Raw genomic sequence first — 23320 nt, 5'->3', positions numbered from 1 at the left:
TCATTACCATTTCAGCTGGCTGGTACTACTCCAATTTCTTTGTCAGTGAAAATGGTTTGTCTTCTTCCTGCAGGCCACGGTTGATTTCGGGTTTGTCAGCCATCTCCAGTTTTAATACACCGCCATTGGTGATATCACTGTGTGTTAAAAAGTTTTTGGTGTACACCTTTCCATTTAGGCTGGCCGATTTTATATACACATTTTCATTGCTGTTCAATGGCGCTTCAATAATAAATTTCTTTCCGTTCTCCAGGTTGATGGTTGTCTTTTTAAACAAGGGGCTACCCATTACATACTCACCCGTACCGGGCGTTACGCTGTAAAAGCCAAGCGCACTCAGCACATACCACGAAGAAGTTTGGCCCTGGTCTTCATCACCGGGATAACCGTCTTCTGTTGCATTGTACAATTTGTGCATCACTTCGCGTGCATGGTACTGCGACTTCCATGGTTCGCCGGCAAAATTGTACAGGTAAACCATGTGCTGTATCGGCTGGTTGCCATGTGCATACTGGCCCATATTGGCCATCACCATTTCCGTCATTTCATGAATCATGCCGCCATAAGAACCCACGTTTACTTTATTAGGTTCTGTAAAAACAGCATCCAGTTTAGCAGTAAATTTTTTGTCGCCACCCATTAAATTGATAAGGCCTTTAATGTCCTGGAATACCGACCACTCCCAATGCCAGGCATTGCCTTCTGTAAACGGACCGCCCCATTCTGTAGGGTCAAAGTTGGGCCGCCACAATCCATTGCTGTCACGCCCACGCATAAAGCCCGTGGTGGAATCGTACACATTTTTATAGTTGTACATCTGCCGCTGAAAAATATTTTTATAAAAATTATTGCCGGTGAGTTTGGCTAACTGGTAGCCGCAAAAATCATCATAGGCATACTCCAACGTTTTGGCAGTAGCTTCCCTGTATTTGGTATAAGGCACATAACCCAACTGCGCATATTCTTTCCATCCATCTCTTCCATTGGACGGGCCCCATGGACCTTTGTTTGTGGCTTCGTGCAGGTAAGCTTTTAAAGCCGCATTGGGATCGAACGTGTGAATTCCCTTTGCCCAGGCATCGGTAAATAAACTGATGGCGTGATTACCAATCATGCTGCCTGCTTCACTGGGGAACGACCAGGAAGGCAGCCAGCCACACTGATCATAAGCGTCCAGCATGGCCTGCATGTATTGCCCCTGCATGGTGGGATGCAACAATGTGTTTAAAGGAAATTGCGCCCGGAATGTATCCCAGAAGCCGGTGTCAGTAAACATATAGCCGTCATGCACTTTGCCATCGTACGGACTAAAATAATGTGGCTTGCCATCTTTATCAACTTCATAAAATTTTCTTGAAAACAAACTCGCCCTGAAGAAGCAGGAATAAAATGTTGCGATGTCTGCTTCGCTGCCACCTTCTACCTGTATTTTGTTCAGTGATTTATTCCATGCGGCGGCTGCTTTGGTTTTGGTTTGTTCCAGCGTTTTATCAGCGCCCAACTCCTGCTGTAAATTTAATTCTGCCTGCTCCTGGCTGATGTAGGACGATGCCACTTTTAACTGCACCTTCGCTCCGGCCTTGAATTGTACATAAGCGCCGAAACCATTGCCTTCCCCTGTTGCAGAATCGGCGTACACTTTATCCTGCCGGTTTTCCCAGGTGCCGTATTTTATAAATGGCTGATCAAAATAAACAACAAAAAAGTTTTTGAATCCCTTTTTAAAACCTTCGCCATTGTTTACATAGCCGGTGATTTTATTTTGTTTGGGATCAACTTTTATGGCGCTGATATTGGTGTAGCCATCCAGCACGAGGTAACTTTTTTTTGCTTTTGGATAAGCAAACCGAAGATGTGCGCCTCTTTCAGTGGGCGCAATTTCTGTAGTAATTTTATTATCAAAACTTACTTTATAATAGTTGGGTTTTGCAATTTCATTGGCATGACTAAACGTTGCTTCCCGGTCGTTTTCATTCACCACCAGTTGATCAATCATTGGCATAAAAGAAAAAACGGCATAGTCTCTTGTCCACGAGCTGCACTGGTGCGCCTGCTGAAAGCCGCGTATCTTATTTTTGAGATACTGGTACTTCCAGCCATCGCCGTTTTTGCCCGTCTGCGGAGTCCAGGTATGCATGCCGAAAGGCAATGCGGTGGTGGGATAGGTATTGCCCCTGGTTAATTCATGTTTTGAGTTGGTGCCCTGCAAGGTGTTTACGTATTTCACCAAATCAATGTCCTGTGCATATAAACTATTGGCGAACAGGCAACCTGCCGCTAAAAAGATACTTGTAAATTTCATGTGGAATTTTCCGTTATTTTTTTCAGATCTTTTACCGGGCATGATGCTAAAAGACCATGCATTTTAACCTGCCAAATAAAAAATCCGGTACTTGTAAAAATAACTTAAATGCCAGCAAGCATTTTAACCGCCACCTTTAATGAACTGATTTGAATAGAAGATGATACAAAACACAATAGCCTACATGGTAGGATGTTGCTGATAGATGATCCACTGCTGTAGTTTGGTGCCAGTCTTTTTGGCAAGCGTGATGCCGGTATCCGTGGTACCGTCTTTATCAACCGGGGTAACATATAACTCCGTTCCTTTGGCCCGGATGAGGTAACTATTTTTTTCTACGGGGATGAAATCATACAGTTGGTTGGCCTGCGCTTCCACCAATGGTTGCTGCTCCAGGGTAACGCCTTCTGCAGGGGTGATTTCTTTAGGCTGAAATGTTTTACTGGTAAACAGATTTTTCAGCTGGTAGGTCTGGCCGTCCACATGTTTAAAATCCCATGTCATACATTTCCAGTTAACCGGCGAATAAGCCACCAGCGGCGTACCATTTTTGCCATTCGCATCTTTAATACGCAGCAGCATGCCGGTTTGCACATTTTTGATGGCATAGGTGCCCTGGATGACCTGGGCAGATGCTGAATCCGCAACAAAAAGAAAAGCAGTTAAAAGTAAAGATTGAAATATTTTTTTCATGATAATAAAAGTTTAGATAACGACTGTAACTGATGATACAAATTAACGTGCATATTTCTGTTAATTTGAAGAAACAACAAAGTTAAAGAAAGCTCTATGCAGTTTCTTTCATTATTTACGCTAGTTGTTACAGAAGAAGGTTAACTATTTCTGTCAAACTCCGCATTTTTAAATACATGTGTGGCGGCTGCCTTCTCTCTATCTTGGTCTCATTTCTTTACCTGATGGATCGAATGCCAGTAAACTTTCATGTAATTCATTTAAACTGTCTTTGGGATTGTTGTCTTCATCCAATTCATACAAAGACCAATTTGTAACAGGGGTGTCCGCTTCAATAGATTTGTCAATTATTGAACATACATGAAACAAAGTATCGAACTGAATTACTCTTATCAAATCAATTATGGCCTCTTTGCTAACATTTTTTTCCCGCATTTCTTTTAATGCATGCGTCAGTTGTGAAGAAGGTTCACCAGGTCGTGAGTAATTGAATTCAATTTGATTATCCACCCAATTAAGATCATCTTCTTTTAGCCACTCAGAAGTAATTGCTTTCAAAAAACTAAACCTTCCAAGCTGATTAATTCCTTCTTCAATTTGGGATTTAGCCCACACCTCAGGTGCTATTGCTCCTGCCTGTCTAAATACTTCTGTTAAGCTTTTTAAATCATTGTTATTAAAGTTGTCATGTTTCATGATGAAGATTTTGATTTAGGTCTAATTAACGCTCAGCTGGTGTAGATTGTAGCTGTGCCCAATCATAACCTCCACTGATTGATTTTTTTTGTTGAAGATACCGGCTCCCAAACTGGTTGACATTTGTTTTTCCGAACTTTTATAAGTCGCAATGATAAGTGCTGCCCTAAATTAGAATGGAATTCTTAATGAGCTAAAGTTTCATAAAAATGTCTGAGCGTAGCTGATACACTTTGCCATTGTCAATACATAGCTGATTAATCTCTGATATTAAGCTATTTAATTCTTCTTCTATAGCTTCATAACTTATTTCCTGTTCTTTCACTGGAAATGATTTTATAAATGGGTTGATGTTCTGCATTACGTCTTCGAATTCAGCTTCAATAATTGTGTGAATCATTACTAAATGCTTTCTTATAAGTGCTAAATCTCTATAAGTTCTAGGGGCGTTATATTGTCCAAGTAAGTTAAAGCTGAATTCTTTTCCATCAATTCTAAAATTGTGTGCTATCATATTATTTCGATAGTCGTTTAAATGCTTCCATCTCCGTATCTGTTTATAAGCCGGCTTAGCAATTTTTTTTACTTCCAAGATTCGGGATTTAAATTGCGGTTCTGGATTGGTTGTAAACTTATCATCGTACTCATCTAAGTATGAGCATATGTTCATTATTATTGTATTATACAGGGCAACATAATGTGCTTGATCTTTCAGGTTCCATTCATTTTGCTTCCTTTCACGATAGCCGAAATCTATTATTAATTCCATTAAGAAGGTTATATCCTGTTTGTATCTTAAAAAGATATATAGGCTTTCGTATAGTTTCATTTATATTAAAAAATGATCTTTCTTTTTAGTGATGGCAAAAGAATGGCGCAGAAAAAGTATATCAATTTCATCGCACGCAAGTAAAGCAAAAAGCTTGATTTAAACCAATTCCTTTATATAAGTTAAATAGAATTATTGCGAGAAAAACTACTCACCAATTTCTGTCAGATGCAGAGAGCCCAGTGTGCTGGCATCGTTTTGCCCTATTAAAACAGCAAACAACAACCGAGAATTACAAGGTAAACCAAAGCATCAAAAACTCAATCAGCAGTAACAGCATATCGAAAGCTTTTTACATCAACAACCAGTTTATCAATCCCCGATGCTGCATCCTTTTCAAACCTCACCTGTATAATAGCCGTTCTTCTCGGCGTTGGTTTGCTGGATGAAAAATGTGTATGAAATACATAGGTCAGCTGGTGTGTTGCATCCATCACAAAATCACCATGGCCGGTGCCGTTGATCCCCAATATATTTTTGCTGATGATGGGATTGCCTGCGTATTTTTTCCAGGGGCCATACGGTGAGCTGCTGGTTGCATAACCCACCGCATAATCGGGGTTGCGGAAATCATTGGCGGTGTAGAAGAGGTAATAGAGGTTGTTGTGTTTCAATATCGAAGGACCCTCTGTAACCGGCCAGTTGGTATTGGCGGTATTTTCCCAGGCATCGGTTGCGGTGATGCATTCTTTTAAGGTAGCCGGTTTTATGGCGGAAAGATCAGCTTCCATTTCGGCTACAAATATTTTATTTCCACCGTTTAAGCGCACATGGTACAAATATTTTTTACCATCCTCATCAATAAAAACAAAAGGATCAATTTGACGGATGGGTGCATCGAGTTGCTTGATTATTTTTTGCGTAAACGGTCCGGCGGGACTGCCGCTTGTTGCAATGGCAATATTTTCATCGGCAACATAAGCCATGTAAAAACTATCTTGCTGCTGAAAAACCTGTGGCGCCCAAAAGCCTTTTGTTCCATAAGCCTCTCCCTTTTTAAGCACCCAACCATCCGGTGCAATGGTTGATTTATCCCATCGCTGCATGTCTTTTGAAGTATAGGCTATAAAGCCGCTGCCGGAATTGCCTTCCACCGTTCCGTATAAATAATAAACGCCTTTGTTATAGAAGATGGTCGGGTCTGCAAGATGGATCGTGTCCTGTTTTTTATTGGTTGATTGTGCCTCCGCATGTATACAAAAAATTGCAGCGAAGCAACAGGATACAACTAAGCAAGACAGAATTTTTTTTATGTTCATGCAACAATAATTTATATAAAATGGAATTGAATGTTCACTGGCACTACTTCTTTGTTCTCAATTTATTGGCGACGAACACACCAATTTTATCACCTTCATCCAACCCGTTGGTAATCGACGGCATGTAATGGATGCCGCCATAAAAGCGGCTGATGGCGGCTTCGTCTGCGGCCTGTTTGAATGATTTAAAATGCCGTACGGGTATGCCAAATTCAACTTCGGTAGAATCGCTGTAAGCAAAATGATCGCCGAATAATTTGGTTAGTATTACCGAGCAGGCGGCGGATACAACACTGTGCCCGCTGGTGTATTCAGGAAAGGGCGGCGTTTGCAGCAGGGGCAGCCAGCTCTGGCTGATGTACTGGTTGATATAGGTCTCCGGCCGGATACATTTGCTGCGGAATTTCTCGTCCCAGCAACTGATAAAACCATCGGCCAGTGTAACCGATAAACAGGCATAGGCTTCCGAGGATTGCACAAAACCGGCGTTGTTTTGTTTACAGGCCAGCCGGGTAATATTGATCCAGTGACCGCCGGGAGATATTTTTTTAGTGGCATACATCACATGCCCGTTGATGTTCATTTTAAAAGGATTGCAATCCCAGAAATTGGCAATCTCATTTTGCTCCGGTGTTAAGTTAATGCGGGCATTTTGGACATCTCTTGCTTCCTTGTAAAACTGGCTGGTGGAATCGATGGAAAATGTTGTGGGTGGCAAAGGCCTGAACTGTTGCGCTGAATCAATCAGGAATGTTCTGAGCTCGCCCCAGTGTGGTTCAATCGCTTTCATGTAACTGGGTGGTGTGGGCTTCCAGGACGCGGCATCGGTGCCAACAGAATATTTTGACAGCGATCTGGTTTCCTTATACCTGTCTTTTGCAGCCCAGGCCATGATGTGTTCTGCGATTTTTTTTCCATAAGCAACCGAGTTATCAAACACATCGGCTGGCATGCCGGAAGTATTATATTCCTGTAAAATGGCAGATTGAAAGGCGCCGATTCTTTCTTCAGAGATGATCATTGTTTTAGCTACCTGCAACAAAGCATTTACAGCGGCCAGCGGAAAACTGTATTGCTTGCCTGCCTCCGGCTGCGGCACATTGGTCAATCCGTGTAACTGGCCATCAAAAGAAATGTACGCCGCATCACCGTGATATGCTGCTTCATAAGCGGCCACCGTAACATAGGCATAAATTCTTGCTGCAACCGGTGGTGAATAAATATCATGCACCATTACATCGGTCACTTCTTTAACAGAACGATGCAGGTATTCGGGGTTCTCCGCCAGTTTTTTCCAATCGGGTTTTACCTGCGCACCTGCAGGTAATGCCAAACAAAAAAGCAATAAAAGAGGTAATAGATTTTTCATGTACTTTATTAATTGTTATTCGCTTGCTAAGCTGAATTGCACCGTCCTTCATGAATTGCACCGCCCTTCAGGGCGGTGAGCTGTTCATTTTATTTATTTATTGGCTTTAGCCCAAATAACCATTTCAGCTAAAGCCGCTTTTATTTTTATTTATTCTCCCAGTCCTGAAGGACGGAGCAATTCATGAAGGACGGGGCAATTCATGTGATCCTAAAGGATCTAGCAATTCATCGCGACAACTGATTGCACTTCATGCTTTTTGAACTCTTCGATCCGTTGTTGCCAATGGCTGTAATTGTACAAGGGAGTGACACAACGATGTTCAATTGAAATACAACTGCCCGTAAAAAAATCAGCAACATAACAATTAACAATCCAACAATAAAACAATCCATCAATTCAACCATCACATATCAGGCAACCAAAAATCAAACGGCTCATCCCTTATCACATCCAAAGTTCCGTCTTTAAAAATGATTTCGGCTACTTGTATTACGGAGCGTTTGTTGGAATAACTATAGCAACCATCTTTATCCAGCTCGCCTTCAGAATGCACCTTTCTGCCGGGATGGGTGAAATAAAAAATATAGGCCTTATCGCCCGTTACCACCACATCTGCGTGCGCACCGGTAGGTGTGTCCTGGGGACGGGTGCCGTTTTTATCGAGTATGCGGCCCTGCTTTTCCCAGGTGATGGCATCGGCGGAACGATAGACCCGCTGGCCCGCCCATTCGTCGGTAATCATCCAGTAACTGTCTTTAAAACGAAACATTTTCGGGCCTTCATGCGGCTTGCCGCCGATGGCTGGCTTATCAGACAAGGTCCAGTTTTTTAAGTCGCTGCTTTCGCCCGTCATGGTAATGCTGCCCTTTGTTTCATCCTTGTACCAGACATGCCATTTACCATCGGGCATTTTATAAAAACTGGGATCAATCACACTGCCGGAGGATAGTTTCATATCGCCTTCATGTTTCCATTTCCACAAGTCTTTGCTGGTATAATGTGTAATCACTTTATCACCGCCCCAGTCGTTTCTTACACCACGGATATATACCACGAACATGTGGTACAAGCCTTTATCAACAATAATATCGGGCGCCCAAAAAGTATTTCTGCCTTCTTCAAACTCCAGGGCCGGCGTGCCTTTGTATACCCACGATTGCCCATGATCGGAAGAGGTAGCCACGCCGATATCGGTGCCATAACAAAACGCTACATTGGCCGATTGTACATTGGCACGGCGCTGTGTGTAAAACATCCACCATTCCTTTTTTGCCTTGCTGTAAATTACTACCGGATCGGCGGCGCCATCGTAAATAGGATCACGGTAAAGCGGCGCTGGTGCTATATGCAACGGGCTTTTATTGGATTGCGAAAACACATTGCTTATCAGGCAGAAAAATACCGGCAGCAGACAAATCCTTTTAACATATTGCATCATAAAAACCGCTTAAAAAGTTGCCTAAGCTAAAGCATGACGCCTGCAAATGCTATTCGGACCGTATCATTTTTTATACTGAATAGTTCATTTTAAAAAGCTGGGTTATACTATCAGCGGGTTCAGTGCAGAAGCGGCAACGTTAGTGGGCGCAATGCCCTGCAGCCATCGGTTGCGGTCATTTTCCTGGTGTTCATTTACGGGTTCAGTCACCAGCGCATCAGCTGCATAATAAATAACGGTCATTACTTCACGGGTAACGTCCGATAAATTGCCGGGCGCACTGTGCAGCGTCCAGCCGTAGTGCCAGGTGGCATCGCCTGCATTCATTGTGGTGGCTCTTGTTATGGGATAGTCTCTGTCTTTTATCAATTGTTCAAGCTGTGCCTCCGATTCATCAGAGATGGCGAGGTTGCCGACAAAACCTTCCCGGTGAGAGCCAGATGCAAACGTAAGCATACCCATATCTTCGGTAATATTCAGCAACGGCATCCACATGGTCACAGTGTTGTTTGTGTTCAACGGCCAGTAATATTGATCCTGGTGCCAGGGTGTAAAACCACCGCCTGGTTCTTTATACAAAGCCTGGTCGTGGTATAACCGGACATGCTCAACGCCCAATAAATCAGCAGCGATTTTTGCAAAACGTTTGGCCAGTGTAAAGCGGCGCACGTTTTCATCCTGCTCCCACAAATTCATGATCTGCAAAAAAGCTTTGCCATAAGTATCCCTTTCAGCCATCGCTCTTTTTTCGGTATTAAAAGTATAGGCGGCTTTGTTGATGGCATCGCGGTATGCGGGTAATTCCTCCGGCTTTAAAACACTTTTAACCAGGGTATGGCCTTCCGTTCTGAAGCGGTCAATCTGCGCCGGATCAATGGTAACAAAATCAGCTAATAATGGCAATTGAAGCGTATTCATAATTGTAGATTTATTTTTTCTTTCAAAATAAAAAAGGCAGCAATATCACTAACCGAATATACCAGATTTATCGATGCCATTAAAAGAATAAAAAAAATTTGTTAAGGGGCATTGGTATTCCAATTTAGCATCGTTGTGTCACTCACTTTTACATTTTTAGCTGGAAGCAGCAATGGATTGATGAGTCTGCCCCTGCCTGCATAATCCGCTGAAGGCCCGCTAAAAATAATATTTCATATAACATAAAAAAATCAGTACTGTAACAAAATGAATATATTATGATACACGGACAAAAAACAGGTCAAATATTGCGGTGATAAAAATATTAATTTGCGCTATTCAAAAGTTTTGCACCATATGACTGTACAAATACTCCGCCAGCTGTTCCTTTTCACTCTTTTTATAAGCATTCATCCCCTTGTTAAAGCGCAAACCAACCCAGCTCTTTTTTCCCTGCGGGCAGCTTCGCAAACCGGCATTGAATTTAAAAATACCATCACCGAAAGTGATACCACCAATATTTTAAACCAGGCCAATATTTACAATGGCGGCGGTGTCGGCATTGCGGATTTTAATAAAGACGGTCTGATGGATATTTACTTTGCCGGCAATATGGTGCCCAACAAAATGTACCTCAACAAAGGCAATTTAAAATTTGAAGATGTAACCAATGCGGCCGGAGTTGACGGTGAAGGCAGATGGTGTACGGGTGTTTCAATTGTAGACATCAACGCAGACGGCCTGCCGGATGTGTACGTATGCGCCTCGTTCAGGAACGATGCGTTGCGCAGAACCAACTTATTTTATATCAACCAGGGCAATGATAAAAATGGTATACCGGTATTTAAAGAACAGGCTGCAGCCTACGGTGTAGCTGACACCGGCTTAAGCACACAGGCTTACTTTTTTGATTACGATAAAGATGGTGACCTTGATTTGTACCTCGTCACTAACCAGTTGAATGATCCTAAAACTCCCATCATTTTCAGACCCAAAGTAACAGATGGTTCGGCCTTAAACAATGACCGCCTGTACCGCAATAATGGCAACGGTACTTTTACCAATGTAACCAAAGCGGCAGGCATTTTATTTGAAGGCTGGGGCCACGCAGCCTGCATAAGTGACTTTAATAATGATGGCTGGCCGGATGTATATGTGGCCAACGATTTTGTAAGCAACGACCTGTTATACATCAACAATAAAGACGGCACTTTTACCAACCGCCTCGGTGAATATTTTAAACATACCGGCTGGAACGCCATGGGTACTGATTTCGCAGATATCAACAACGACGGGCTGCCTGATCTGATCTCGCTGGAGATGTTACCTGAAAGTAACATGCGCAAAAAAAGAATGCTCGGCGGCAATGAATATTACAACTATACCAACGCAGATAAATTTGGTTACACACACCAGTATGTGCGCAACGTAATGCAGATAAACAGCGGCCTTACCCCGGAAGGACATCCTGTATTCAGTGATGTTGGTTTTATGGCCGGCATGTACCAGACAGACTGGAGCTGGTGCCCGCTGGTAGCGGATTTTGACAATGATGGTCTGCGTGATTTGATCATCACCAACGGTTTGCCAAGAGATGTGACGGACCTTGATTATATCTCGTATGATAACGGCCAGGTTGGAGCCGGTAACTTTTCGCTGGCATTGGCAGATTCATTGCCCGTTGTTAAAATACCCAACTATTCTTTTAAAAATATGGGTAATGCTTTGTTTAAAAACACTTCCAAAGCATGGGGTTTTACACAATCCTCTTTTGCCAACGGCAGTGTATATGCAGACCTGGATAATGATGGTGACCTTGACATTGTTGTCAATAACATCAACGAAGTGGCGTCTGTTTATGAGAATACGACGAACGACAAAAACTTGCACCAGTTAACCGTATCCATTAACGGCAGCGGTTTAAACACACAGGGCATTGGCGCTACCATTCGTATTTATTATGGCAATCACCAGCAACAGTATTATGAACACCACCCCACCCGTGGCTACCTGAGTACAGATGATGCAAGAGCGCATTTTGGATTGGGCACCAATAAAAAAATTGACTCCTTAAAAATTGAATGGCCTGATGCCAGCTGGCAGTTGCTCATCAACCTTAAAGCGGATAAAGCCATTATACTAAACCAAAAAGATGCCGGTAACGGAAAGCCTTTTTCGCCGGCTATAAAACCTGCCCTGTTTACCGAAGCATCCCAAAAATATGGCATTGCGTACAAGCCGGTGGAAGATGATTTTGTGGATTACAATATTCAGTTAACGCTGCCCCATAAGCTAAGCCAGTACGGTCCCGGCATTGCAGTCGGAGATATTGACAACAATGGCTTTGATGATTTTTACCTAGGCGGATCGAGCAGTAATTTAGGCACCTTCTTTATGCAGGATGCCAAAGGTAATTTCACGCACGATGGAGACCGTTTTTTGCAAAAAGAAAATCCGTTGGTGGAAGATATGGGTGTGTTATTTTTTGATGCAGATGGTGACAAAGACCTTGACATGTATGTGGTAAGCGGCAGTTATGAATTACCGCCGGGCAATGAAATTTGCCAGGACCGTTTGTACCTCAACAATGGAAAAGGAAAATTTGCAAGAGCAGTCAATGCATTGCCAACAGAAACCGCTAATGGTTCCTGCGTTCGTGCAGCGGATATAGATGGTGATGGTGACCTGGATTTATTTGTTGGCGGCCGTGTAGTATCAGGTGCTTATCCCACCGCACCGCAAAGTTTTATTCTACAAAATGATGGCGGCAAATTCACCGATGTAACGGCACAGTATTGTCCTGCTTTAAAAAACATCGGCATGGTAACAGATGCCTTGTGGAGCGATTTTGATAAAGATGGAAAAATTGATTTGGTGTTGGTGGGCGAATGGATGCCGGTAACCTTTTTTAAAAATACAGGCAAGGGCTTTTTACAAGTCAGTAAAACCTCCGGCATCAGCAATCACATCGGTTGGTGGAACAGTTTGGTCGCAGGTGATTTTGATAACGATGGAGACATTGATTATATAGCAGGCAACCTTGGCCTCAACTCCAATTACAAAGCCACACCAAAAGAGCCGATGACGATTTGGGCAAAAGACCTTGATCAGAACGGATCGCTGGATGCGATGATTTTTTGTTACATGCAGGCGGCCGACAGCAGCAAGCAACCTTTCCCCATGCATACCAAGGATGATCTTGCCGCACAGTTACTGTCCATCCGTAAAAAATACCCTACTTATAAATCTTTCGGAGCTGCAGGCATGGATGAGTTATGGCCTGCTAAAGACCGGCAGGATGCCATAACATACCAGGCCAATGATATGCAGACAAGCTATATTGAAAACAAAGGTAACGGCCAGTTTACCATTACACCATTGCCCATTGAGACGCAGACTGCGCCCATTTATGGCATGATGGCAACTGATGCAGATCGCGATGGCGACCTCGATGTGTTGCTAACCGGTAACGATTATGGAATGGAGCCCTACAGCGGCCGTCATGATGCGTTCAATGGTCTTTGTTTAAAGGGAGATGGCAAAGGCAGTTTCGCCGTAACTACTTTGCAGCAAAGTGGCTTTTTTGTAAAGGGAGACGCCAAAGGCCTGGCAACAATTCACACGGCAAAAAATGAAGATTTAATTTTATCTACTCAAAACCAGGATAGCCTGAAAGTATTTGCGCAGACTGCATCTGAGCACAGCGGTAGCAACCGCTGGATTAGCCTGCAACCGGGAGATGCCTCTGCTGACATCGTATACAAAAATGGTACAAAAAGAAGAATGGAGTTTTACTATGGCAGCACTTATCTTTCCCAATCTACGAGAAAAATTAAATGGGATGCCGGCATTGCAAAAATGGTAATTACCAATTTTCGCGGTGTGAAAAGAACCCTGTAAATTATTGCCGGCAGTGTTTTACACATTGCCGGCCATGTTTCTTAAAATGCCCAGTTCAACGCCCCTGATTTCCGCCAGGCCCCTCAATCGACCGATGGCAGAATATCCGGGGTTTGTTTTTTTGTTTAAGTCATCCAGCATCTGGTGACCGTGATCCGGCCGCACGGGTATGGCAACATTTCTTTCTTTCATTACCTGCACAATTTCTTTAATTACGGCGTACATGTCCACGTCGCCTTCCAGGTGATTGTCTTCATAAAAATCCCCCTCCGCATTTCTTTTGGTACTGCGCAGGTGAATAAAATTGATCCGCTCGCCAAATTGTTTTACCATGGCGGGTAGATCATTATCTGCCCTTACACCAAATGAACCGGTACAAAAGCAAAGCCCGTTGTGGAGCGAAGGCACCGCATTTACCAACACTTCAATATCTGCGGCGGTACTTACCACTCTGGGCAAACCAAGAATGGCATATGGTGGATCATCCGGATGGATCACCAGCTTCACACCGCATTCTTCTGCGACCGGCACCACCTGTTGTAAAAAATAAATCAAATTGTTTCGCAATGCTGCCGCATCAATGTTGTCATACTTATCCAGCGCCTGCTGAAATTGCGCCAGCGTAAAACTTTCTTCGCTGCCCGGTAAGCCTGCTATTATATTTCTTTGCAGCAACAATTTTTCTTCATCACCCATCGCTGCAAATCTTTCCTTAGCTTTCGCTAATTCAGCTGCGGTATAATCCTTTTGTGCATCTTTTCTGTTTAAAATAAAAACATCAAATGCTACGAAGGCAGCCTTTTCAAAACGCAGGGCTTTACTGCCATCTGCTACAATATAGGCAAGATCAGTTCTTGTCCAGTCGAGCACCGGCATAAAATTGTAGGTAACAATTTCAATGTTGCAGGCTCCCAGGTTGCGGATGGACTCCTTATAATTTTCAATGTACTGTTCAAAGCCTTCCAATTGTGTTTTAATGGCTTCATGAACCGGTACACTTTCAACAACTGACCAGGTTAACCCAACAGCCTCAATTTCATTTTTACGCAGTTTAATTTCTTCTACTGTCCATACTGCTCCGTTTGGAATATGATGCAACGCTGTAACGATTCCTGTGCAGCCGGCCTGTTTAATATCGGCTAAACTGACAGGATCTTTGGGGCCATACCAACGCATAGTTTGTTCCATCCGGATGCCGGTGTTTTTGTAAGAAGGAAGATGCCCTCCAGTTCCTTCAGGGAAGGTGCCTTCCCCAACCTCTCCCCGGGAGGGGCTTCTGTAAAGTCTGTTATTTGTGAAGCTGCTCATATGTTGAATATTTTAGCACCGGAATTTCTGTTGCCGGGTTTCTAAAAAAGATGCAATTTCTGTTTTTATTCTGTTAAAAGAAAATGGATGTTTATTGTATTTGCCCCTATTTTATAGTTGCGCTTTTTATTATTGTAACACAAGCCACTTGAAAAAAACAGTATATAAATATTGACCCGTGTTTTATTTTTTGCGTAAATTACAAGCAACAAATGAGACCACAATTATATAAATTACCATTGGCGCCCGACACCTCTTTTCTTTATATAGATGAAGAGTGTAAATACTTTGATAAACCCTGGCACTTTCATAAAGAATATGAATTGGTATATATCGATAAAACTAAAGGCACCCGTTTTATTGGCGACCAGGTAAGTTTTTTTGATGATGGCGATTTGGTGTTGCTGGGTCCCAACATACCGCATTTATACAGGAACAGTGAAGACTATTATAAAAATAATAAGCTAACCGCCAAATCAATTTTTATACATTTTACAGAAGATTTTTTAGGCCGTTCTTTTTTTGATTTGCCCGAAATGAAACAGGTAAAAAAGCTGCTGGAAAGATCTTCGCTTGGCATTGAGGTAACCGGAAATACCAATGCGCTGATAAAGGAGAAGCTGACGGCAATGAAAAAGATGAAACCAGTCAACCGGCTGATGAAGCTGTTGGAAATACTCATCAGTTTATCCAACAGCAAAGAGTTAACGCCCATTCTTTCCAAAGCATTTACAGCATCCAGTACAAAGGATACCGACCGCATTGACCAGGTCATCCAGTTTATCCTGAAAAATTATAAAAATGATATCTACATCGAAGAGATTGCCGGGCAGCTTAACATGAGCATTGCTTCCTTTTCAAGATATTTTAAGCACCATACGCACAAAACATTCTCCAACTATGTTACAGAAATTCGCATCAGCCATGCCTGCAGGCTGATGATGGATAGTCATTATAATATTTCTGAGATCTGCTACCTGAGCGGGTTTGAGAATCAATCCAATTTTTACCGCCACTTCAAAAAATTCACCGGCGTAATTCCAAAAGAATACAAGGCCAGGTTTTTAACCAATACGGCGGATATGGAAGAATAATTTTTATCCTTTTATAAACCTACCTTTTTTAAGATGAATAAGAACGTCTAATTTTTATTCGAGGCCTTTGAAGCGTGTGCGTTGCGGAAGCGCATGTGTAATGTTTGCCCTTAAAGAAAGCGTGTAAAAAAAAAGCGCATTAACCCTTCCTTCGGGTTGAAAACAGTAACTGCATAAGGTGCATCTTTCGGTGCGGTTCCGGCTAGCCGGAATTCAAAAAATGCGCAGCATATTTGTTGAAAGAAGCGAAAGCAGCACCGTTGCAGTTACGCAGCCGCGCCGGCGGTAGAGGCGAGTCTGCATATTGAAAACTGTTCTGATTGCTGTCGATTGGGCAACAAATTTTAGCAGGATAAAGCTTGCGATTGTTACACCATTTGATTGGAAGTACTACCCAACCCTTCAATCTCAACAGTAACAACATCTCCGGGTTTCAACCAGTTTTTTTCAGTCATACCCATGATCACTCCTTCCGGTGTGCCAGTTAAAATTAAGTCGCCGGGTTCAAGTGTCATATGTTTGGAGAGATCTTCAATGATTTCAGCCACCGAAAAAATCATGTCTGCTGTGGTGGAGTTTTGCCGCAGTTCGCCGTTTAAGGTGCACTTCAAATTCAATTGCTGCACGTCCGGAATTTCATCTTTTGTAACAATGTATTTGCCAAGCGGCAAAAAATAATCCAGGCTTTTGCCCATCAGCCACTGGCTGGTTCTGAATTGCAGGTCGCGGCACGAAAGATCATTGGCGACACAATATCCCAGCACATAATCCAATGCATCTGCTTTGGAAACATCTTTGCATTTTTCTCCAATTACCACTCCTAACTCTACTTCATAATCAAACTGCTCCCCAACCTTTCCCAACGGTACATCCTTGCCGTAATCAACGAGCGTGTTGTTGTATTTTGTAAATACAACCGGCACGGTCGGCACCGCCATGCCACTTTCTGCAGCGTGCCTCCTGTAATTCAAACCAATACAAATTATTTTGGAAGGCGTTGGGGTACAGGATGCGATAGTCAAGGCTCCTTCGTCCAGGATAAATTCCGGGTGGCGGATACCATCGGCAAGCATTTTTTTTAATTCATCAACATTTTTGTTGGTTAGATTGGTGGCAGAAAAAAACTTTTGCCCTTTAAATTGACGATAAGCGTCCGCATCAAGTATCCCCTTTTCAGTAACTATGCCAAGCCTGTATTGCTCACCGTTCTTAAAATATAATAATTTCATTTTTACAATACTTTAGATAAATCATTCGTCGTGCGGTAATCAATAGCGGGCCCTTCCACCGGACAGGTCGAAAGTAAAACCCGTGGTAAAACTATTTTGTGGTGATACTATATAAGCCGCCATGTTAGCCGCTTCTTCCAGCGTACCACAGCGCTTCATCGGAATTTTATCCGTCATATATTTTACCTGCGCTTCCGGCATCGCATCTACCAGCGGTGTTTGTATAACAGCGGGTGCAAGCGCATTGATGGTAATACCCATTTCTGCGTATTCGCTGCCCTGCACTTTTGCCATACAAATTACGGCCGCCTTGGATGTGGAGTAAGCCAGCATGCCCGCATTGCCTTCTTTCCCGGCAATGGATGCGATGTGCAGTATACGTCCGTATTTAACCGCCGCCATGTGAGGCAACACAGCCCTGGAGGTATAAAAGCAACTCATAAAATTAACTTCAAAAACCTTGTGCAAATCTTCGCTGCTTACTTCATGACTTTTAATATTTGTAATACCGGTAATGCCAACACAATTAACCAGTATGTCAATCTTTTTATACTTTGCTATTACAGTTACTATCGCTTCGTCCACCAGCTGCTGGTTGGTAACGTTTAACGAAATGATTTCGGCCTTCGTGCGATATTGATCGAAGGCTTCATGCAGGGCAGGTTCATTTAAATCAAACAAAATAACCTGTGCATCCATTGCCAGTAATTTATGTGCGATAGCTAATCCTATTCCGGAGGCGGCACCCGTAACGATGGCTACCTGGTTGATAAAATCACTCATACAATTTTTGTTTTTAAAGTGGCCTTTAATATCAGGCTAAATAATTATCAGCTTACCAAATTATATATTTCACTGTTCACCAGTTCAACTACACGCTGATTCAATTCCTTAATATAGTTGATGCTCGACTGGTCTGGCTTGTAGGCGGCCTTTCTTGCAATGCTGTTTGTCAAAATACCTCTTGCCATCAGCAGTTCCTTTTCTGCGTAATGAAACAACTCCATATTTTGTAAAGAGAAAAATATTTGTGGCATCACTCTTTCAAATATGCTGAATGCCCTGGCATGTTCGCCATTTCTCCGCAGATCAAATACTTTTTGTAAAATGTCTGACACGCCCAAACCAGGCATCACGCCGGCAATACCCAGCGGTATCAGCTCCAGCATATATAAACCTCCCCAGCCTTCAAACAAGCCAATGTTGCCATTCGTTCTTCGAATGATCTCTTCAAATTTCGGTGCACAAAGCGGCTCTTCGAGTTTCAGGTATTTAAAATTCGGATGTTCATTCATCAGCGCTTCAATAAAATTCACACTGATGGAAGCACCGCCAGGATTAAAATCCTGGATTAAAACAGGTGTATCTGGTATGGATTTCAGGAACTCTCCCAGGTATTCTTTTAATGAATCCTCGGGCAAACTAAATATTCTTGGTACAGCCAGCGAAATCACATCTGCACCCGCTTTTACATTGGCCTCAGCCAGCTTAACAGCTCCTCTTAACGACGGGTTGTTGGACTGTGCTACAATTTTTATCCGGCCGGCAGCATGCCCTACGGCAACTTTAACCACGTATAATTTTTCCTCATCGCTTAGTTTATAAAACTCGCTGGCATATGCCGGTAAACATACCGCTTCTATTCCGCTCTCAACAGCGAAATCAATCAGGTTGCAAATTCCCAGCCCGTCTATTTCTTCGTCTGCTGTAAACGGCGTGGGTATAATGGGCACTACTCCCGTGAGACCTTTCGGTGCTTCTTTCATAATGTAATGGTTAATTATTTATATGATTAGGTTTTACTAAGCTTCTTTTATAATTCCGGTTGTCAACGATGGTTAATATAAGGGTTGAAATAAGTACCAGCACACCACCGATAATGGCAGGCAGTTTTAATGTTTCGCCCAAAAAAATGGTCGAGATAGGCAACGCTAAAAAAGTGATCATGTAATTGGATAATGCTACCTGTGTTGCATCCAGGTATTTCAATACTTTAAAGAACAACAACATCGACAAAAAATTGTGGAACAAGGTCAATGAAGCCATCCCCAGCCATGTCTTTACAGTAAAGTCCGGTACCCTTGCAAACATGAACGGCTCATAATGGAGTACCAATGGCGTGAGCATAATCACCAGCACGAGGTAGGTGTAAAACACCATTTCCATTTCTGTATATTGTTCCGCTACTTTTTTGCAACCTACATTGTAATAACCGTTACCAATGATGGCTAAAAAAATCAGCAGGTTACCTAACGCATACTTCGAACTGAGATCCATGTTTTTGATATCATCGGTTGAACAAAGCAGTACACCAATAATAGCAATGGCAAAACTGATCCACCGCAATTTGTTCATCTTTTCGCCCAAAATAAAGAATGCAAAAACCGCTGTTATTACCGGCAATGCCAATACCAGGATAGCCGAGTTGCTGGCAAGAGAATATTGCGTTCCATAAGTCATCAGCACCTGTGATGGAAAAGCACCCAATGCGCCCAGTTGTACAAAGATCATTACGTCTTTAATTTTCTTCTTACCCTTTCTAAAATCTTTTACAGCAAAGGGTAATAAAAACAGCGTTGCCAACACCATAGGAGCCCACACCGTGAAATAAGGTCCCACCTGGTCCTGCACCAATTTGATGCTGGTAAAATGAAACGACCATATCAGGTTACAAAACAACAATACTGACCAGGCGATAAATCCTTTTTTCATACATCTGCTTTATGTGTGCTTATTAATTTATGAAAACAGGAAAGCTCATTACAATGCTTTTTCAAATTTTCCTGGTGATTGATTTTTTTATTTTACTCCATTTTTTTGTTTACGCAGCAACCGTTAACTGGTTGCCTGTTTTGTATTTTTCAATGGCAGCGTAATCCAGCTGCACACCCAACCCATCACCTTGCGGAACTTTAGCTGCTCCATTTTCAAAAACAATTCCATCAACGAGCAGATCATCCACCCTCACCAGTTCGCCGAAAATATCAGAAGGGATCGTGCAGTTGATGCTGGCGGCAGCGATGTGCAATCCCATGGTTTCGGAAATGCCGAGATCAACTTCTGAACCGCGCCAGCAGGATTTTCCTTCGAGGTGTGCGATCTCAGCCAGTAAAATTGAATTGTATGCCGTGCCATTGAAATTATAGTCATCCACAGCATCGGCACGAACAAAAGTGATTATATCGCGGATATCCTGAGTATAGGGAAGTGAAATATGCCGGATCATCGGCACGCCTAAATGTTCCTTCAAATATTTAAACCCTTCCACATCCGCATGCAGTATCGGGTCTTCAAGCCCTAACATAATCTCGCTATCAACACCTTCCATTAATTTCATGGTAGTAGCCACATCAGTCCAACGCTGGTTGGGATCAAGTATGATTTTTATTCCATCGCCACATTTCTTTTTGATAGCTTCGGTCCATAATCTTACCGGGTCTTCATCCGAACATTTGAATTTAAAAACCTTGTGGCCTTTCTGCATCGCCTCGTATGCTTTCTGTGCAGCATCTTCAGGCGTTCTTCTTCCCGTCCAACCCATACAATCTACCGTTGTGCGGTAAGCACCACCCAATACCTGGTGCACTGGCACATGCAATATTTTTCCGACCAAATCCAGTACGGCGGTTTCAAATGCCTCATAAATGCGCTGATCAGTCAATGGTAATTTTTTCCAGTTTAATTTCAACACATCCTTTCCAACGAAGGCATTCATGGCTTCTTCTATCAGGGCTTTATTGGCACTGCGGTAAGTTTCGCCAATGCCTGCCAATCCATTGTTCAACGTTATTTCAATGATCCATTTAGGCTGGTTGGCAAACTCCGTCCAGCTTTCGCCGGTCATAAATTTTTTGGCAAACTCGGTGTCTTTATCCAGCACCATGTCAGAATTTAAACTGCCTGGTTTTGCAGGCACCACCACTTCCGTTGCCTTGATTGATTGTATGGTTGTATTGTTATTTCCACTCATGATTTCGGGGTATATTTTTCTGCCAGTTTACGGATGTCGTAACTGAATTCAATGAATTGCTCTTCCCATTTTTCGGCAGATTCTGTTGTGTAAGGATAGAAGCCCTGCGCATTGCTTACGCCTTTGGCGCCCGCCGCTACCAATGCTTCCATTGATGCAGGAGGAATGGTTGTATTGCTTAATTCAGGAAACAAATCTTTCATTACCGTGAGATAAGCAGGGATGCCAGTTAAGTCCATAAAACGAAATGGCCCTGCAAAAGTGATCCAGTAACCAAGGTCGTTTCTTAAAGAACGATCTACATCTTCCACCGTTGCATAGCCATTCTCTACCAGGTTAAATGCTTCCCGCAACATCGCATACATAATGCGGTTAGTAATAAAACCACGGATATCTTTTTTTAGCAGTGAGGGTTCTTTACCCCACCCCTCTGCAATGGCAATTATTTTATAAGCATAATCAATATTGGACTCCTTGCCGCAAATCACTTCCATAAAACGGGTAATGTGCGCCGGCTCTGCCCAGTGAATGCCGAGCAATCTTTCGGGATGCTGCAGGTCTTCCTGCAAAATGGTTACGGGTATGGCCGAAGTATTGCTGCCAATGATGGCAGTGGCGGATAAAACTGTTTCCAGTTGTTGATAAAGCTGCTTTTTCTCTGCTACATTTTCAATGATTGTTTCAATAATTACTTCATGGCCTTTCAGCTGCGCTATGTCGTCGGTAATGATATGTCTTGCAATAATTACCTGCGGATCTTCTTTTAAAATGCCTTCTGCATTCAGCTGCTGCAAAAACTCCAGTATCCGCTCTCTTGCTTCATCTGCTGCTTCAATTCTTCTCACCAGCGATGTTACCGGGTGACCTGCGGCAAGGATGCAGGTCGCGATACTGCAACCCATCAATCCCAGCCCCACCGTGCCTATGTTAATTTTTTGCTCCATTACTTTTTTTATAAGGATGTTTCGTTGCCACCATTAGCCAAGCACTGCAATGGCATCTATTTCTATTTTAATACCGTCTGCCAATACAGATTGCACGGTTGTTCTGGCAGGGCGAATGCCTGTAAAAAATGTTGCATAGGCCGCATTGAACCTGTCAAAGTCTTCAATCTTTTCCAGGTGCACCGTGCATTTCATAATATCATCAATCGTTCCGCCGGCTGCTTCAATAATTTTTTTTATGTGCGATAAAGTAAGCAGGGTTTCTTCTTCAATCGTGCCGTGAATCACTTCGCCGGTACTTAAATCCAATGGTCCTTGTCCGCTGATAAACAACATGCCGTTTTTTATTACGCCTGCGGAGTAAGCTCCGGTAGAAACGGCTTTATCAGGATGTTTAATTTCAATTTTACCCATGACTATGGTTTTAATTTTTTGATGGTCGGCCAATTTTTAAATGACACTATAAAATCCAGCAAAGCTTTTGTTGCATGTTCAAACAAATGCTGCCCTTTTTCTTTGGTGGCCAACTGTGGTTCACCACTGCAACCATTGCCGGAAACAAATTCGGTCTGTTTCACCACGGTTACACCCCTGTATGGTTCATCATCTTCCCAGGCAATGTAGCCATTGCTTTCGGGCCTTGCGGCACGTTGTACTTTTTCCATCAGCACATTACCCGGAAAGAGATGCAGCATCAGGCTTGTTTCATACTCGCAGGCATGACTCAACGCAGGGCTTTGCATAGGCGGTTCACCGGCAAATGTTATTCCGGCAAGTTCCCAGTAAGTTGCCAGGGCAATCGTTGGATTGATGGTAGCATCGTACCGGTTGCTTAACACAGACAAAGCCTGTTTCACCGGCGTAATATTGCCACCATGACCATTTAATAAAATAATTTTTGTAAAGCCGCTCTTTATAACCGACTCAACTATTTCAATTACCAATTGTGTATAGAGTTGCGGCGATACACTCAGCGTGCCACCAAATGCCTGGTGATGATGACTCGAGCCATAAGCAAGCGTAGGGCACAAGAGGATATCATCGGGCAATTTACTTTCTGCGTAAGTGGCTACGGCTGTTACAATATCTGTGTCAGTACTAACAGGCAAATGCAAACCATGCTGTTCTATGGCCCCCAAAGGAAGCAATACAATTTTATTGCTGGTTTCTTTATTCAACGAAGGATAAGTGGAGCCTGAAAAAAACATGTACTAGGTAATTGAGTATTAAAAATGGACAATTCAAACGCTGGCCGTTCATTTAATTAATCAAATTCAGCTGTGGTATTCAAAGCCAAAAACAAAATAGGGTCGTTTGAAATGCACGATAAAAATAGAAATAAAAAAACCGGTACAACTATATTTATGC

At 42.8% G+C, this 23320-nt stretch carries 19 protein-coding genes; 2 read left to right on the top strand and 17 right to left on the bottom strand.

All coding sequences use genetic code 11. The features are described from left to right. Positions 1-25: 25 nt before the first annotated feature. From QWZ08_RS14550 to QWZ08_RS14515, 8 genes are all read right to left on the bottom strand, one after another. Positions 26-2302, bottom strand: coding sequence for a GH92 family glycosyl hydrolase (locus QWZ08_RS14550; protein WP_290338179.1), 2277 nt, complete (start codon positions 2300-2302; stop codon positions 26-28). Between the two features lie 180 nt (positions 2303-2482). Next, positions 2483-2995, bottom strand: a complete 513-nt coding sequence (locus tag QWZ08_RS14545) for an RICIN domain-containing protein (RefSeq protein ID WP_290338178.1) — start codon at positions 2993-2995, stop codon at positions 2483-2485. Between the two features lie 198 nt (positions 2996-3193). Further along, positions 3194-3691 carry a hypothetical protein gene (locus QWZ08_RS14540; protein WP_290338177.1) on the bottom strand — a complete coding sequence of 166 codons (498 nt, stop codon included), beginning with the start codon at positions 3689-3691 and terminating at the stop codon, positions 3194-3196. Between the two features lie 193 nt (positions 3692-3884). Then, complete coding sequence (locus tag QWZ08_RS14535) at positions 3885-4460, bottom strand: hypothetical protein (protein ID WP_290338175.1); 576 nt, start codon at positions 4458-4460, stop codon at positions 3885-3887. A gap of 320 nt (positions 4461-4780) precedes the next feature. Further along, complete coding sequence (locus QWZ08_RS14530) at positions 4781-5779, bottom strand: glycoside hydrolase family 43 protein (RefSeq protein ID WP_290338174.1); 999 nt, start codon at positions 5777-5779, stop codon at positions 4781-4783. Between the two features lie 43 nt (positions 5780-5822). Beyond that, on the bottom strand, positions 5823-7148 hold the full coding sequence (locus QWZ08_RS14525) for a vanadium-dependent haloperoxidase (protein WP_290338173.1): 1326 nt from the start codon (positions 7146-7148) through the stop codon (positions 5823-5825). A gap of 406 nt (positions 7149-7554) precedes the next feature. Next, positions 7555-8589 (bottom strand): glycoside hydrolase family protein, encoded by a 1035-nt coding sequence (locus QWZ08_RS14520; protein ID WP_290338172.1) that lies wholly within the window; start codon positions 8587-8589, stop codon positions 7555-7557. Between the two features lie 102 nt (positions 8590-8691). Further along, entirely contained in the window at positions 8692-9507 is an 816-nt protein-coding gene (locus QWZ08_RS14515; protein ID WP_290338171.1) for a phytanoyl-CoA dioxygenase family protein, read from the bottom strand. Between the two features lie 357 nt (positions 9508-9864). Between QWZ08_RS14515 and QWZ08_RS14510 the strand changes: the two genes are divergently transcribed. Continuing rightward, complete coding sequence (locus QWZ08_RS14510) at positions 9865-13407, top strand: VCBS repeat-containing protein (RefSeq protein ID WP_290338170.1); 3543 nt, start codon at positions 9865-9867, stop codon at positions 13405-13407. Positions 13408-13425: 18 nt separating this feature from the next. On the opposite strand, the gene uxuA is transcribed toward QWZ08_RS14510, so the two are convergent. Further along, positions 13426-14715, bottom strand: coding sequence for a mannonate dehydratase (gene uxuA, locus QWZ08_RS14505; RefSeq protein WP_353960490.1), 1290 nt, complete (start codon positions 14713-14715; stop codon positions 13426-13428). A 212-nt stretch (positions 14716-14927) separates the two neighbouring features. On the opposite strand from uxuA, the gene QWZ08_RS14500 reads away from it, so the two are divergent. Then, positions 14928-15809, top strand: coding sequence for an AraC family transcriptional regulator (locus tag QWZ08_RS14500; RefSeq protein WP_290338169.1), 882 nt, complete (start codon positions 14928-14930; stop codon positions 15807-15809). Positions 15810-16177: 368 nt separating this feature from the next. On the opposite strand, the gene QWZ08_RS14495 is transcribed toward QWZ08_RS14500, so the two are convergent. The 8 genes from QWZ08_RS14495 to QWZ08_RS14460 form a co-directional block, all read right to left on the bottom strand. Next, complete coding sequence (locus tag QWZ08_RS14495; RefSeq protein ID WP_290338168.1) at positions 16178-17038, bottom strand: fumarylacetoacetate hydrolase family protein; 861 nt, start codon at positions 17036-17038, stop codon at positions 16178-16180. 39 nt (positions 17039-17077) lie between these two features. Next, entirely contained in the window at positions 17078-17821 is a 744-nt protein-coding gene (locus QWZ08_RS14490; RefSeq protein WP_290338167.1) for an SDR family NAD(P)-dependent oxidoreductase, read from the bottom strand. Positions 17822-17868: 47 nt separating this feature from the next. Beyond that, positions 17869-18804: a dihydrodipicolinate synthase family protein gene (locus tag QWZ08_RS14485; RefSeq protein WP_290338166.1), complete on the bottom strand. Its 936-nt coding sequence runs from the start codon at positions 18802-18804 to the stop codon at positions 17869-17871. A 10-nt stretch (positions 18805-18814) separates the two neighbouring features. After that, complete coding sequence (locus QWZ08_RS14480) at positions 18815-19750, bottom strand: DMT family transporter (protein ID WP_290338165.1); 936 nt, start codon at positions 19748-19750, stop codon at positions 18815-18817. Positions 19751-19859: 109 nt separating this feature from the next. Continuing rightward, positions 19860-21008: a mandelate racemase/muconate lactonizing enzyme family protein gene (locus QWZ08_RS14475; protein WP_290338164.1), complete on the bottom strand. Its 1149-nt coding sequence runs from the start codon at positions 21006-21008 to the stop codon at positions 19860-19862. Continuing rightward, entirely contained in the window at positions 21005-21952 is a 948-nt protein-coding gene (locus QWZ08_RS14470; protein WP_290338163.1) for a 3-hydroxyacyl-CoA dehydrogenase family protein, read from the bottom strand. Before QWZ08_RS14470 ends, QWZ08_RS14475 begins: the two co-directional genes overlap by 4 nt. 33 nt (positions 21953-21985) lie before the next feature. Continuing rightward, positions 21986-22366 carry a RidA family protein gene (locus QWZ08_RS14465; RefSeq protein WP_290338162.1) on the bottom strand — a complete coding sequence of 127 codons (381 nt, stop codon included), beginning with the start codon at positions 22364-22366 and terminating at the stop codon, positions 21986-21988. 2 nt (positions 22367-22368) lie between these two features. Next, positions 22369-23160, bottom strand: coding sequence for a creatininase family protein (locus QWZ08_RS14460; RefSeq protein ID WP_290338161.1), 792 nt, complete (start codon positions 23158-23160; stop codon positions 22369-22371). Positions 23161-23320 lie beyond the last annotated feature (160 nt).

The sequence above is a fragment of the Ferruginibacter paludis genome (assembly GCF_030409685.1).
GTDB lineage: Bacteria > Bacteroidota > Bacteroidia > Chitinophagales > Chitinophagaceae > Ferruginibacter > Ferruginibacter paludis.
This window is presented reverse-complemented; position numbering and strand designations above follow the sequence as displayed.

Coding starts and splice junctions, on each gene's coding strand:
- QWZ08_RS14550 (WP_290338179.1), bottom strand. CDS start 2,302: ATGAAATTTACAAGTATCTTTTTAGCGGCAGGTTGCCTGTTCGCCAAT.
- QWZ08_RS14545 (WP_290338178.1), bottom strand. CDS start 2,995: ATGAAAAAAATATTTCAATCTTTACTTTTAACTGCTTTTCTTTTTGTT.
- QWZ08_RS14540 (WP_290338177.1), bottom strand. CDS start 3,691: ATGAAACATGACAACTTTAATAACAATGATTTAAAAAGCTTAACAGAA.
- QWZ08_RS14535 (WP_290338175.1), bottom strand. CDS start 4,460: ATGGAATTAATAATAGATTTCGGCTATCGTGAAAGGAAGCAAAATGAA.
- QWZ08_RS14530 (WP_290338174.1), bottom strand. CDS start 5,779: ATGAACATAAAAAAAATTCTGTCTTGCTTAGTTGTATCCTGTTGCTTC.
- QWZ08_RS14525 (WP_290338173.1), bottom strand. CDS start 7,148: ATGAAAAATCTATTACCTCTTTTATTGCTTTTTTGTTTGGCATTACCT.
- QWZ08_RS14520 (WP_290338172.1), bottom strand. CDS start 8,589: ATGATGCAATATGTTAAAAGGATTTGTCTGCTGCCGGTATTTTTCTGC.
- QWZ08_RS14515 (WP_290338171.1), bottom strand. CDS start 9,507: ATGAATACGCTTCAATTGCCATTATTAGCTGATTTTGTTACCATTGAT.
- QWZ08_RS14510 (WP_290338170.1), top strand. CDS start 9,865: ATGACTGTACAAATACTCCGCCAGCTGTTCCTTTTCACTCTTTTTATA.
- uxuA (WP_353960490.1), bottom strand. CDS start 14,715: ATGAGCAGCTTCACAAATAACAGACTTTACAGAAGCCCCTCCCGGGGA.
- QWZ08_RS14500 (WP_290338169.1), top strand. CDS start 14,928: ATGAGACCACAATTATATAAATTACCATTGGCGCCCGACACCTCTTTT.
- QWZ08_RS14495 (WP_290338168.1), bottom strand. CDS start 17,038: ATGAAATTATTATATTTTAAGAACGGTGAGCAATACAGGCTTGGCATA.
- QWZ08_RS14490 (WP_290338167.1), bottom strand. CDS start 17,821: ATGAGTGATTTTATCAACCAGGTAGCCATCGTTACGGGTGCCGCCTCC.
- QWZ08_RS14485 (WP_290338166.1), bottom strand. CDS start 18,804: ATGAAAGAAGCACCGAAAGGTCTCACGGGAGTAGTGCCCATTATACCC.
- QWZ08_RS14480 (WP_290338165.1), bottom strand. CDS start 19,750: ATGAAAAAAGGATTTATCGCCTGGTCAGTATTGTTGTTTTGTAACCTG.
- QWZ08_RS14475 (WP_290338164.1), bottom strand. CDS start 21,008: ATGAGTGGAAATAACAATACAACCATACAATCAATCAAGGCAACGGAA.
- QWZ08_RS14470 (WP_290338163.1), bottom strand. CDS start 21,952: ATGGAGCAAAAAATTAACATAGGCACGGTGGGGCTGGGATTGATGGGT.
- QWZ08_RS14465 (WP_290338162.1), bottom strand. CDS start 22,366: ATGGGTAAAATTGAAATTAAACATCCTGATAAAGCCGTTTCTACCGGA.
- QWZ08_RS14460 (WP_290338161.1), bottom strand. CDS start 23,160: ATGTTTTTTTCAGGCTCCACTTATCCTTCGTTGAATAAAGAAACCAGC.